A 12,962-nucleotide genomic window follows, 5' to 3' on the forward strand; every position below is an offset into this window, starting at 1 on the left:
TTGTAGTTCTTCTGCTAAAGGAGTTGGTACATCATCTTCGGGAAAATCGATGCTAGCTTCAATGCGTGCAATGGCACCCAACATAGAGGTGCGGGCCTGTTGTACTTGCTCAGAGAGTTTTCCCCGTAGTTGCTGCATCGCTAGCCGCTGACCAGCCTCGGTTTGCGAACCAATAAGGTCCATGACGGCTTCGGCTTGAGCCAGATCCAGACGACCATTGAGGAAGGAGCGAAGCGTGAATTCGCCAGGATTCGCCAGGCGCGCGCCCTGTCTCAGAACTGCTCGCAAGATGCGTCTAAGGATTAATGGACCACCGTGCCCCTGAATCTCGACAACGTCTTCACAAGTATAGGTATGAGGGGCACGCATAAAAGCGACCAGGACCTCATCGAGCACTTCCTGGGTTTGTGGGTCAGTTATCACCCTATATGTTAAATGGTGTGTGGGAGGAATGGAGGGAATGCTCTCCTTCCCAGGCCTACGCAACAAAGGCGCGACAAGCTGAAAGGACTCCCCTCCACTCACACGAATCACACCTACACCACCCACTCCCTGCGGGGTGGCGATCGCGGCTATTGTGTCATTCTGCATGGCTGGATTATACTCCAGCCCTCCTGCCATCGCAAGAGAAAACCACTATATAACACGTTCCGCATGGGTGTAGATGTTAAGAGAATGACCACGTAGAAAACCAACTAAGGTAATATTACTCTTCTCCGCCAGTTCAACCGCGAGACTTGATGGCGCGGAGATGGCGATAACGTAGGGAATATGTGCCTGCAACGCTTTCTGAATAATTTCAAATGAGGTACGCCCGCTGACCAGTAACAAGCGTTCGCGATAGGGGAAATCGTTATGCAAGAGTCCATGCCCAATCAATTTATCTACCGCGTTATGCCTGCCAATATCCTCACGTAAGAGTTGTAATTCTCCCGTTAAGGAGAACAGGCCAGCGGCATGTAAGCCTCCCGTATGGCTAAAGACGGCCTGCTGGTCGCGTAACTGGCGCGCTAGATCATAGAGGATGGATATTGGCACACGTAGCTCATCATTGTCCAAGGGATCATTTGCTTGAAAGAGTGAGGCAATACTATTTTTGCCACATAGCCCACAACTTGACGCTACGGCGAAGTGGCGCGTGAAAGTGGCTCCGCTTTCATGCTCACAGGCCATCCCCCCGGAATTTTGCAGGCGCACGTTCACGGCATTCGCCAATGGCAGACCATCAGCATCTACCGCGCTTTCGATGTTGAGCACATCGCGAGAGGCTGATATCACGCCCTCGCTAAAAAGAAAGCCTAACGCTAACTCTCTATCATGCCCTGGGGTACGCATAATGACCGCCAGGCTCTCGCCATTTATCCTGACTTCAAATGGCTCCTCGACCGCTAGCACATCTTCACGCTCACAATACTCAGCTTCTTGCCAGTGACTCACGACAGTCTGTACAATGCGCTCTGGATCCAATTCCGAACGCCATATCTCAGTCTGCTTACCCATATGACACTCCGCTTCTCTCGCGGCCTTTTAACGCCTCAGTGATCGCTCTGATCTGGGTCGACTCTTTGTATCCAGGACACGATGCTCATTAGTTACAGGCGCCTGATACTCCTCACGCACCCGACGTCTGAAGTAGTACTTGCAGGCACCAGGACGTACAGGGTCCGGTGGTTCAATCGCCGCCAGTCCCCACCCTTCCAGTTCCAACCAACGCCACGCCTCATACTCATCATCAAAATCGCGCACAACGTCACCCGCGATAGTAAATATCATGGTCCCTAATAGGTATCGATGTTCCCAGTGTACCATATAGATTGTTTGTTCCTTCCTACCACTGCAATTTCTGTTCTAGCTATCAAGCATATATGCTTCCAGCTCTTTCTTCAGCTCACAACATGAAAATGAACGTCTGCCTTCGCATATTCCGTACATAATTTGTGTTACAGTAATCTTGCAGGCACATTACATGCCGTTTCACTGATATATGCCCACTAGAAGCCCGATAAGGGGCATATAGTACTTGTAGGAGATCACTACCAATATTTTCTGGCGGCCAACAGGGCGGTGCAGGCGGGAATTGGCCCACTTCGCTGATCCTAAGGTAAAAAGTGTAAAAACAGGCTGAGGCTCACTCCAATGCTAGGAACAGGAATACTCTGGGCAACACAGCACCTTGCATTGACGGGAATGGACCTGCATGCTAGGATAGGGCTCACATTGATACATTCACTCCATAGCGGGGGGCACGACTATGCATCACTACGTCCGAAAGGGTAGTCAAGTCTTGCGTAAACGCGGTTATCGTCTGACGCCTCAGAGGCATATGATTCTGAGCGTTATACAGGATGCCGGAGAACATTTGCAAGTAGATGAAATCGCTCGACGTGTACAAGCCCACAACCCGAATGTTAGCCTCTCAACCATTTACCGCACGCTGGAACTGCTCCAGAAGCTCGGCCTGATTCGCACAGCTCATCTACCGGGCGACCAGCCTTACTACGAGGCAGTATCCGAGGATGCTCACCATCACCACCTTGTCTGCCGTCATTGCCATCAAACTATCCACCTGGATATGGATCTCCTGGGCAGCCTGCATGAACAACTGCAACAGGCCTATGGCTTCCATGATGTCACTCTCGACCTGCTCGCCTCAGGCTGTTGCCCTTCCTGCCAGCAACACTTTGCGCAAGAGAGTCAGGAGCACCTGCCACACTAGCCTAGCATTGAAGCAAGCGTGTTCGGCAGCAGTAAGTTGTTGGGCTAATAGGCGCTGGCAATGTTGCCTTGACATAGCCATTGTTGAAAATATCTCGGTACATCGCTGCAATCATAGGTCCAACGGCGGAGCCACCTTCACCGCCATTCTCCTTCATGGCAATAATTGTCAGCGCGGGAAGTTGAGACGGCTGATTGACGGAATAAGGCGCGGCGGTCACCATCCATGAATGGGCTGGAATACTACCATCATTACTCACCTGCGCCGTTCCGGTCTTCGCGATTATGCTCATACCCGAATTAATCAGTTGTGGCACCACCGAACCCGATCCGCACTGCACGACACCATACATCGCCTGTCGCACCTGCGCGGCGGTCTGAACACTGATTTGCTGCGCGCCCATCGCCTGAGGGGTAAAGGTCTGTAAGACTGTTCCCTTCCGATCAGCAGTTCGCGCTAAAAGCATGGGACGCATCAGTTGCCCATCATTGCTGACGGCATTAGTGAAAAGGGACATCTGAAGCGGTGTCATAGCATTAAAGCCTTGTCCAAAAGCATCGGAAGCTAGTTCATTCACTTCCAGTGTCTGCTCATTCAACTGAGTCGTACTCGGAGTCACTGGCAGGTCAAAGGGAATCTTCTCGCCCACATAAAAGCGTTTATTGTAATCTAGCCATGTGTCCGTGCCCATCTTTACACCCACCTGAGCGAAGATAATGTTATCGGAGTGCACAAAGCCATACTCAGTGGTAACGGGAAAACGTTTAGTGAAATCGGAGATGTTATTTCCAGTTGGGCCAAAGGCTTGTCCATTGATGATAATTGGCCCAATAGCTTGCTGCTTGCTATATAGATCATTCAGGCGTGCATTACCCGAATCTAAACCCGCCATAAGCGAAACCATTTTGTAGACAGAGCCAGGGATATAGGTCTCTTGCAGGTTACGCTCGCGCAGGGGATGCTCCTGATCCTTTAATAGCTGGTTATAGTAATCCATGTTACCATCGAAGATACCATCAATCACCTGATTTGGATCATAGCCCGGACGGCTCACCATCGCAAGGATCTCTCCTGTGTGTGGATCTGTTACAATCACTGAGCCGCGATTTGTAGCGAAGGTATCGCGATTATCAATCGTAACAGGATCATCGAAATGCTGGTCCACCAGGCGTTGAATGCGTACATCAATGGTGAGGTAAATGTCATTGCCCATTGGCGCGCGGTGGAGCAACTGATTCATGGTATTACTTAGTCCTGTACTCCCTACACGCCCACTCAAATAGTCATCATATTGTTTCTCAATCCCCGTCACGTTGTACAGCGGACTGATATACATGCCAATGACGTTCGCCAGGGATGGCTCATAGTAGACGCGCAGATAACCACACCCTCTGTTTGTGGGCTTCGACTCGGCAAGCAGGACACCATTGCGGTCAAAGATTCGACCTCGCAGGGGAGCATTGGAGGTCAGGCAGGGTCGACTATTGCGTGTACTCTCCGCTACCTGCCTCGCCACCACAACCTGCCAGTACATTAATCCCCCACTCAAGGCAACGAAACACGCCAGAAGGAGCATAAATAGAGCGTATATATTCTCACGGATATTCACACCACCAACCTCCACATCACTCACAATAATACACAATGACACGTCAATTACCCTGCAAGTGTAGCATTGAGTCGCATGCAATGCAAGGATTGCACCGCCATCAAAAGCTCATACCAAATGACGCCTATATGCTAGAAGGCCGCGTTAGTCTCCGCTTCCAGGCGGAGACTAACGCGGCCTTCTACAAGATCAGCAGATCATTAATAGAGTAGTTTTTCACTGGTGCAATAGTTCGCAGGTGGCGCAGGCGGCATATCCGCTTTGACATACTTATTGTTAAAGATGTCGTTATACATTGCGGTTACCATCGGGCCAACGGAGTTCGCGCCCTCACCACCGTTCTCCTTCATTGCCAGGATGGTAAGTGCGGGCATCTTACCGGGGTCCTGGTAGTTATAGGGGGCTTGCGTTATCAGCCACCCATGCGCGGCCTGATCACCACCTAACTCAGCAGTTCCAGTCTTGACGGCGATGCCCCAGGGCGAAGTAGAGAGCATTGCACCGGGTACAAAACTGTTATTACCTGAACCACACTGCACAACACCATACATCGCCTTGCGTGTATCTCTCGCCGTCTCCTGCTTAATCTGTTGATCACCCAGATTCTGCGCCGTCTGTGTCTTGATTATGGCCTTCTCATTCGTGGTAATCTTGCTCAAAACAGTTGGCTGCATTAATTGTCCATCGTTAGCGGCGATATTGTTGATCAATGCAACCTGGAGTGGTGTCACAAAGTCAACGCCCTGGCCAAAGGCATTATCGACCAGGGTATTCTCATCCAACGTACCATCGGTTTTGGTCACACGACTCGTCGCCACAGGGACCTCAAACGGAATCTTCTCGCCTACATAGAACTTTTTGTTGTAGGCAAGCCACTGGTCCACACCAATATCTTCGCCAATCTTAGCAAAGAGCACGTTATCGGAGTGCGCGAAGCCATAATTCGTCGAAACGTTTGTATTCTTGGGGGTATAGTCTTGAATATGACTCATCTCTGGAGTGAAAAGGTGCTGACCCAGCATCACCGGACCCATCGAATATTTTGGCTCGTAGGTCTTCTGAAGTGCGGTCGCACCAGAATCAATACCTGCCATCAGAGTCATGGCCTTATAGGTTGAACCTGGCACATACTGGCCCTGTGTGGGGCGGAAGACCAGGGGATGCTCTTTATCAGCAAAAACCTCATTGTAGTATTTGAGGATACCGTGAGAGAGCGTCTCCGCCATCTTATTTGGGTCATAACCTGGGCTGCTATACATCGCCAGCACTTCACCCGTGTGTGGGTTCATCACGATAGCTGAACCACGATCTGAGGAGAAGGTGATATTGTTGTCGATGGGCACTGGCTCTTTAAAGTGTTTGGCGACAAGGCGCTGGATCCGCACATCGATGGTCAGATAGATATCATCACCAACGGGCGCACGATGTAGTGTCTTGTTCACCTGATTATCCAACGCTGTCATGCCAACCTGGCCTGAAAGGTAGTCATTAAACGTCTCTTCCAGACCAGTCGCCAGGAAGTTGGGACCAGCGTAATAGCCAATCAAGCCCGCTAGCGAGGGCTCATAATAGTGGCGTACATAACCACCACACGCCGTAGAGTCAGGCACCGATTGAGCCAGCAAGACCCCATTCCGGTCGAAGATGCGACCGCGCACTGGCACGTTGGAGCGCATGCAACTCCGCTGGTTGCGCGGCGTGGACGTGACCTGCTCAGCGACCGCAACCTGCCAGTAGACCAGGCCAACGCTCATGGCCAGGAACAAGACGAGAAACAGTTGCGTTATACGACGAATGCCGTTGCTTATGTTCATTTACATCCTCGAATGTGCAGACAGCGTTCGCGACTGCCTTTATTACTCCTTATGAGAACACCTGAGCACGCTCGGGTTTCATATAAGACCTTCTCCTTACAAGAAAACCTGAGCGCGGCTGCGCTAGCCGCGACTGCGGCGTTGGTTTTCGCATAAGACCTTAGTGCATGTTGATATACGCATCCAATCGGACTCTAACATTTATACGCAGAAATTTCAATTGAGTGAGCAATTGTGGTTATATATGTGACTTATTCTATGTTTTCCTTCTATCCGTGCATTGTATATCATCCGTCGCGTTGTCACAAGCATGGCTACATCCGAATGGGGATCACGGATGTTGTTATCAACACCCGTGATCTCAACCATCACAGAAGCCGGGATAGTCAAAAATCCCCTTCTATGAGCGGAAATGCCGGAGCATTTCATCCATACTATCGCCACCATACTTCTCAAGCAGGGCCTCGGTTAGCACGGGAGCAAGCATAGCCTCACCGACCACGCCAGCGGCGGGCACGACACACACATCACTCCGCTCATAGCGGCTCTGGTCAATATTTTCACCTGTCGCCAGATCAACAGATGGCAGAGGACGTGCCAGGCTAGGAATAGGCTTGATGCCCACGCGCGCAACAATTGGCTCTCCATTCGAGATACCACCCTCGATGCCACCCGCGTTATTGGTCAGGTGCGACCATTGGCCCTCCTCTGAGCGCCGCAAGACGTCATGTACCTGCGAGCCAGTTCGACGCGTTGCGCCAAAGCCTGCGCCAATCTCGACACCCTTGGTTGAGGGAATACTCATCAATGCCATCCCAATCCGGGTGCTTAAGCGCCGATCCCATTGGCTATAACTTCCCAGGCCAATCGGTACACCAAAAGCGACAACCTCAAAAACGCCACCACACGTATCACCCGCGCGTTTCGCTTCCAGAATACGCTCAATCATCTTCTCTGTCAGTTCCGGGCGAGCGCAACGCATAGGCGAGGCTTCTACCGCTTCCCACATTTCCTGAGAGTATGCGTCAGCCGTCATACCACGCTCTTCTTCATAGCCAACCTCAACGACGGAGAGCACATGACTATGAATCTCAATCCCAAACTGGGCCAGGAATTGGCGGCAGAGGCCACCAACCGCGACTCTGGAAGCCGTCTCACGTGAACTGGAGCGCTCAATCACATTTCGTACGTCGTCCTGCCCATACTTGATCGCGCCTGTAAAATCCGCATGCCCAGGTCGTACACGCGAGACACGCTCCATTTCCGCGTCCACAGGTGCCGCACTCATGCGCTCTTCCCAGTTTACCCAATCTCGGTTCTCGATCTGCATAGTTATGGGTGAGCCCAGCGTTTTTCCATGCCGCACACCTGAGAGAAAGCGAATCTCGTCCTTCTCGATCTTCATACGACCACCCCGTCCATATCCTCCCTGGCGCCTCCTCAGGTCTGCATCTATCAATGCTTTTTCGACAGGCAAGCCAGCGGGCAATCCCTCAACAACGATGGTTAAACATGGGCCATGCGACTCACCCGCAGTCAAAAAACGGAACATGACTTTACTTACTCCTTATATATAACTGCCTGCCACATCATCATCGACACACCACCCGGACACCAACCTGGATGCCCTCTGCTGGCCTTTCTTATCCTGGCTGACAGTCAGCACTACTCGCGTAAACCTATTCTATAGGTATCCTGCCTTTCTGGCAAATCAGAACGTCTTGTCACCTACGATGCCTCACATGGTGCTCCCGCTAAACACATGGATACTAGAAACATGAGGAGCAAAATCGCAAGAGCTCTGTCATATCTGGAGTACGCAGGTCAGTCATATTCGATTTTCCCTCCACCTGTGACAACAAGACATCTTATAAGATCTAACGTTCTATCCAGGAGTCTGCGACTTGAAGAGGTGTAATAGATAAACGTACAAAAGACACATAAAATCCACACCAAAAACGGCTGGCCTCACCGTTCACATTATAGAAGAGAACGGAGAGAACGATTTTTTCTGCATCTTATGTCATAACAGAAGAAGAATAGACGCGAAAAAACGAACTGAAGAGCTCTCTATCAAACTATCGAGCATTTCAACCAAACTACACTTCAACACTCTACAACTCATGCAGGCTAGAAAAATAAACACAGAGTATTCGCTACATACAATATCTTCTCTAATAGCAGAAATGCTAATAGTATGATCTTAATGTAGTTTGCAAGTTAGACACTTTACTTGTAACACAAGCAAAGAGGAAAATTATTTTTATAACGTTTATTGAAACGACATATTGACAGAAACACATTTGTACTTTACAATACATTTGAACAAGTCTTTTGTGTATTTATCGATAAGATTTGTGAGAACCTACTTAGGAGGCAAGATGTCGCCTGAACAAACATCAAGCAAAATTGGAAAGTCGGTGGGGGAAAAGCTGCGTACCGCACGCATTGCTCAGCATCTTACTCAGAGCCAGCTAGCCTCTCCAGACTTCTCAGTCAGTTACATCTCAGCCATTGAGCGCGGACAAATTCATCCCTCTTTACGCGCCCTTGAGATTCTAGCTGGACGCCTGGGACTCTCCTCAACTCAATTGCTCCCCAATCGCTCCCAGGGCGAGGATCGCAATATCAGTATCTTTCCTCTGCCAGAACGCGAGGAAGAGGAAATCGACCTTACACTTATCGAGATCAATGTCTCTCTCCGTGAGGGAGATGCAGCCCTGGCGTTAACGCAATTAGCAAAAATCCCTCTCAAACGCCTTAAACGTTCTCAACTTTTACGTCATCGTTTTTTTATGGGTTGGGCCCATTATAAGAATGGTCATTTCCAGCAAGCTGAATATGTGTTAAATGAGGCACTACAAATCGCGAAGGAGCTTAATGATCACTACCTGACTCTGCGCATCCTTTACCTTCTCGCCCTCACATATACCTCTATGCGCAATCACAGTCAGGCTCACCTCTCCTTTCAGCGCTGCCTCAGTGCCCTTGAGTTAAGCACGATTCCTCTTGACCCTTTGTTCGCACTACAGCTACATATGCAGATAGGGCAATATTACACACAGCAAGAAAACCTGGAATTGGCAATTGAAGCCTTCCGCAAGGCTCTCGATGTTATTGGCTATCAAATCAATTCGTCTCAGAATCAACAAGCATACATTGATATAGTGCGTCATCATAGCGATCACAAAGAGTACGATCTTGCTACTCTTTACGCTTACAAAAGCCAATTTCTCACAGAGCAGACTCAAATTTCTCAACTCAGAAGCGAACTCTACTATTATCTAGGGCAGGCAATGCTCAAAAATGATCTACAACAAGCACGCTCTTTCCTTGATAATATAGTGCAGCAAGAGGCAAGCCTTCATACCCTCGATAAACTCTCACTCGCGAGCCTCAACCTGTGCAATGCCGCCTGGCATTTCGAACAACATGCCTTTGACACCGCACTTACAGAAGCTCAAAAGAATCAGGAACTCATCACTAGCTTTGGTGATACCATCATTGGAGCTGAGACATATACTCTCCTCGGACGCATCGCTTACGCTCAAGGGCAACAAGCTCAAGGAGATACCTACTTCGCGGCAGGTTTGAGTATGTTTGAGCGCCTGGAACTTCATGAAGAATTGGCGAATGAGTCAGTTCAATACGCACAACTTCTTGAAGAGCATGGAAAAGAACACGAAGCCTTCGTCTACTTCAGACGAGCCTTCCAGAGCCGCCAGGAATTAGGCAAGTAGAGTAACAAATACAAATCACTGTCGAACCATCTGCACATTCACACTTATTCATAGCGGCGAACCTCCACCCATGTTTCGCCACAAAAAGAAATTTGTCGCGCCTGCAATGGCAACAGTATGCAGGGAAGCGTCATCTCATCCTTTGCAATATGCCATCACGGGCATCCTGAACAAAGCTAATAGACCGCAATCCATATAGCTTCAGAGATGCCCATAACCTTGCTTCTCTCAACCTCTTATCCTCCATATCTATTATAGTAGAATGACCCTCCCCCTATCTCTAAAAAGAATGCCCAGTAAAGCGGAGCATTTCCACGCTGGACCCCAGACGCCAAAGTCGCGACTTTAGCGCTCATGATGCAAGGAGAAAATGCGTGAAAGATAAAATCTTGATAGGAAACGGTGGACTATACGCGCATCAGTCTCATACGCTATACTGGAGGTCGAGAAAGAGAGGAGTTATCTATGTCTACACAAGACGAAAAACAAAGTCAACTTACGCACCTGGATGAGCAGGGTAATATACATATGGTTGATGTGACAGAACGCCCAGAGACGATGCGCGAGGCTATAGCCCACGCTCAGGTCCGCATGTTACCAGCGACAACCCGTTCCATTGAGCATAATCAAGTCGCTAAAGGTAGTGTCCTGGAGACAGCGAAGATCGCGGGCATTATGGCAGCCAAACAGACCCCACAACTCATTCCCCTCTGCCACCCGCTACCCATGACCCATATTGACTTACACTTTACCCTCGATAGCACACAAGGTATCATCACTATCGAGGGACGCACACGCACAACATATAAAACCGGAGTGGATGTCGAAGCGCTAACCGCTGTGACAGTAGCCGCGTTAACAATCTACGATATGTGTAAGGGTGTAGACACCACTATTACCCTTGAGCAGGCCTATATCGCCCAGAAAAGCGGAGGCAAAAGCGGCACTGTTACTTTTAAACCGGAACAGCGGTCGTGACCATACAATCTATTTTATGTCCTATTCAGAGACACGTGCCTCTAGAAGCATAAACAGGGTCTCTAATAGGTTATGCTCTTCTGGATCACTCAGGTCAAGATCTGTCTCCCCAAGAGACATGATCAGGGTTCCATCCTCGTCAACAGCAGACTCGCTTCGAATAGCCAGGGGATTGCCTCCGCGCCAGCGCACCGGCTCAATTAGGGAGCCAAGTAGTACTGTAATTAACAGATGATGCCCAATAAGTTCAGGAGCGAGTCGCTGAAGACGCAGTTCCAGCGTGCGTCCCATCTGACTAATAGAGCCATTCAGGCCTTTCGCTTGAAGATGGATCGTTGGCTCTTCCGTTTGGCGATTGAGCATATCTGCACGGCGTACCGTCTTTGTGCGTGTCCCCACACCTGTCAGCACAGGCGAATATTGGAACACATTGGGATCTGTCGTTGAACGTGGAGCCTCAGGGCCACCAAAGAGCAAAGCCACGCGCACTAAATCCTGAGTCGCGTGCTGACGTAGAGAGCTTTGATTGATACGCGCACTCACCCGTAGCGCTGTCTGAAGTAGAGAGCGAGCGGTCTGGTCCTCATCCTTATGCTCACGTCGCGCCTGCTTCAAGACAGCCTCGGCCTGACTGATGAGAGCACGGCATAGATGACCAAGCATCCGTTGAGGGGTCACGCTGGTAGCTCGGCTCCCATAAACCATATGCGAGGCGTGAACTTTGGTCTCCCCAAGCGCTTCTCCCAGCGCATTGTAGATCTCTAGATATGCCTGATGGCACTCCGCACACCCCGCCAGGTGATAGAGTAGAGAAGCATATTGAATGGTAGCATGCTCATCACCACGAAGTTGGGCGAGGGCAAAATCAGGTAATTGCTGATAGAAGCGCAGATGGTAAGATTCATTCATCTGTAATTCTAGCTGCGTCTCCAATCGGGACTCACGCCTTGAACTCTTCTCAATGGAAGGTGTTTCCAACGCCTCTCCAGGTGGAGAGCTCTCACGCTCAGTCTCACGCATGAGTTGCAACAACCACTGAGCGAGCCTGGCATTAGTATCGCGCTGCGCCTCGTCTCCCTCAAACCGCATATTCATAGGTGTCTACTCCTCTCAAGAAGCCTGCTCTATCATCTCACTCGCTTTTGGGGCGGGTGCGCTGTCTCATTCCTATCTACTGCGGTCCCTTTATTCTTCGCCCTCGCGGTAGAAACGGGCCAGGCGCTTCAACTGGGAGGCAGACACCTGTACAATATCTGCTCCATCCCAATCCAGAAGTCCTTCAGTGGCTAGCTGACGTAGGGCAGTACGTACATCATCCTCGGAAATATCGTCGTAGATGAGCGCCTGAAGCGCTATTGCGCTACCGGCCTTTCCGGGAACCGGGACCTTACACTCTATCAAACGCAAGGCAACTCGCACTGTCAAATTGGTGCTTTGTTGTTGGAGACAATGGCGCAACTTACGGTGGGCATGATCCTTATGCTGGCTCATATGAGGATTCGCGGGAGCATTGGCGGCAGGGTCAATGCGCAATTCCTCTATAATTGATTGAAGTAAGTCGTCCGCTCCCATCTCATGTAGCTCTTGCACAACAGCCTGTAGCTGGTTAGGGGCGGCACTCAATACATAAATGCAATGCTTGAGCAGATTGCGCAAGTGATCCTGTGAAGCCAGATGCAGCGCAATCTCTTCGGGGGTAGAGAAAGGTGTTGTGCCCCAGGCCGAAACAACGGCATCATCGAAAGGATTGTCATCCCCCTCCTCACTATCAAATGTTTCTAGTTCTGCGGAGGTGCTTACCTGGAGCCTGCGCTTACGCAAGCGATCAATAGCTTTATTTCTGATACTCCGACTCAGAAAAGCGTAAAACTGCGCATCTGTAATCTGATCAAGAGCCATCTTTGACGTATGATCCGCACCACCTAACAGGCCAAGGCGTACAAGTTGCTCGACGACATGTCCCACAACGGTATCTACTTCAAAGGCATCATACTTGAGTGATCCAAGGAAGCGTTGTGCGTTTCGATGTAAGTACGCATAGAGGAGAGGGTAGCTTTGCTCAGGTCGATACCGAAGGTCATCTGCTGTAAATGGCATGTAGAATA

The 12,962-nt window shown here is 50.0% G+C and carries 10 protein-coding genes and 1 pseudogene (1 of these 11 running past the window's edge); 3 read left to right on the forward strand and 8 right to left on the reverse strand.

The window, feature by feature from the left end; translation table 11 throughout:
* The 3 genes and pseudogenes from mnmE to K3T82_RS09415 all read right to left on the reverse strand — a co-directional run.
* Nucleotides 1–621, reverse strand: a pseudogene (gene mnmE / locus K3T82_RS09405) (tRNA uridine-5-carboxymethylaminomethyl(34) synthesis GTPase MnmE) (it extends 818 nt beyond the left edge of the window).
* Between the two features lie 15 nt (nt 622–636).
* On the reverse strand, nt 637–1,500 hold the full coding sequence (gene fdhD / locus K3T82_RS09410) for a formate dehydrogenase accessory sulfurtransferase FdhD (protein ID WP_220193217.1): 864 nt from the start codon (nt 1,498–1,500) through the stop codon (nt 637–639).
* Between the two features lie 27 nt (nt 1,501–1,527).
* Nucleotides 1,528–1,809, reverse strand: a complete 282-nt coding sequence (locus tag K3T82_RS09415) for a hypothetical protein (RefSeq protein ID WP_220193218.1) — start codon at nt 1,807–1,809, stop codon at nt 1,528–1,530.
* A gap of 442 nt (nt 1,810–2,251) precedes the next feature.
* Between K3T82_RS09415 and K3T82_RS09420 the strand changes: the two genes are divergently transcribed.
* Nucleotides 2,252–2,716 (forward strand): Fur family transcriptional regulator, encoded by a 465-nt coding sequence (locus K3T82_RS09420; protein ID WP_220193219.1) that lies wholly within the window; start codon nt 2,252–2,254, stop codon nt 2,714–2,716.
* Between the two features lies 1 nt (nt 2,717).
* Here K3T82_RS09420 and K3T82_RS09425 read toward each other — a convergent pair whose 3' ends face one another.
* The 3 genes from K3T82_RS09425 to aroC all read right to left on the reverse strand — a co-directional run bounded on the left by K3T82_RS09425 (nt 2,718) and on the right by aroC (nt 7,691).
* The gene (locus K3T82_RS09425; protein ID WP_236031076.1) at nt 2,718–4,367 is read right to left on the reverse strand and encodes a peptidoglycan D,D-transpeptidase FtsI family protein; all 1,650 of its coding nucleotides are present in this window, start codon (nt 4,365–4,367) and stop codon (nt 2,718–2,720) included.
* A 158-nt stretch (nt 4,368–4,525) separates the two neighbouring features.
* Nucleotides 4,526–6,139: a penicillin-binding transpeptidase domain-containing protein gene (locus tag K3T82_RS09430; protein WP_220193220.1), complete on the reverse strand. Its 1,614-nt coding sequence runs from the start codon at nt 6,137–6,139 to the stop codon at nt 4,526–4,528.
* A 400-nt stretch (nt 6,140–6,539) separates the two neighbouring features.
* On the reverse strand, nt 6,540–7,691 hold the full coding sequence (aroC, locus tag K3T82_RS09435; RefSeq protein WP_220193221.1) for a chorismate synthase: 1,152 nt from the start codon (nt 7,689–7,691) through the stop codon (nt 6,540–6,542).
* Between the two features lie 829 nt (nt 7,692–8,520).
* Between aroC and K3T82_RS09440 the strand changes: the two genes are divergently transcribed.
* Together K3T82_RS09440 and moaC are read left to right on the forward strand one after the other, a co-directional pair.
* Nucleotides 8,521–9,879: a helix-turn-helix transcriptional regulator gene (locus K3T82_RS09440; RefSeq protein WP_220193222.1), complete on the forward strand. Its 1,359-nt coding sequence runs from the start codon at nt 8,521–8,523 to the stop codon at nt 9,877–9,879.
* Between the two features lie 465 nt (nt 9,880–10,344).
* Nucleotides 10,345–10,857, forward strand: coding sequence for a cyclic pyranopterin monophosphate synthase MoaC (gene moaC / locus K3T82_RS09445; protein ID WP_220193223.1), 513 nt, complete (start codon nt 10,345–10,347; stop codon nt 10,855–10,857).
* Nucleotides 10,858–10,878: 21 nt separating this feature from the next.
* Here moaC and K3T82_RS09450 read toward each other — a convergent pair whose 3' ends face one another.
* Entirely contained in the window at nt 10,879–11,952 is a 1,074-nt protein-coding gene (locus K3T82_RS09450) for a hypothetical protein (RefSeq protein WP_220193224.1), read from the reverse strand.
* Between the two features lie 90 nt (nt 11,953–12,042).
* Entirely contained in the window at nt 12,043–12,954 is a 912-nt protein-coding gene (locus K3T82_RS09455) for an RNA polymerase sigma factor (protein WP_220193225.1), read from the reverse strand.
* Between the last annotated feature and the right edge of the window lie 8 nt (nt 12,955–12,962).

Source organism: Ktedonospora formicarum (genome assembly GCF_016587355.1).
Lineage (GTDB): Bacteria > Chloroflexota > Ktedonobacteria > Ktedonobacterales > Ktedonobacteraceae > Ktedonobacter > Ktedonobacter formicarum.

Excerpts from the sequence above, each read along its gene's own strand:
- fdhD (WP_220193217.1), bottom strand. The coding sequence starts at position 1,500 with ATGGGTAAGCAGACTGAGATATGGCGTTCGGAATTGGATCCAGAGCGC.
- K3T82_RS09415 (WP_220193218.1), bottom strand. The coding sequence starts at position 1,809 with ATGGTACACTGGGAACATCGATACCTATTAGGGACCATGATATTTACT.
- K3T82_RS09420 (WP_220193219.1), top strand. The coding sequence starts at position 2,252 with ATGCATCACTACGTCCGAAAGGGTAGTCAAGTCTTGCGTAAACGCGGT.
- K3T82_RS09430 (WP_220193220.1), bottom strand. The coding sequence starts at position 6,139 with ATGAACATAAGCAACGGCATTCGTCGTATAACGCAACTGTTTCTCGTC.
- aroC (WP_220193221.1), bottom strand. The coding sequence starts at position 7,691 with ATGTTCCGTTTTTTGACTGCGGGTGAGTCGCATGGCCCATGTTTAACC.
- K3T82_RS09440 (WP_220193222.1), top strand. The coding sequence starts at position 8,521 with ATGTCGCCTGAACAAACATCAAGCAAAATTGGAAAGTCGGTGGGGGAA.
- moaC (WP_220193223.1), top strand. The coding sequence starts at position 10,345 with ATGTCTACACAAGACGAAAAACAAAGTCAACTTACGCACCTGGATGAG.
- K3T82_RS09450 (WP_220193224.1), bottom strand. The coding sequence starts at position 11,952 with ATGAATATGCGGTTTGAGGGAGACGAGGCGCAGCGCGATACTAATGCC.
- K3T82_RS09455 (WP_220193225.1), bottom strand. The coding sequence starts at position 12,954 with ATGCCATTTACAGCAGATGACCTTCGGTATCGACCTGAGCAAAGCTAC.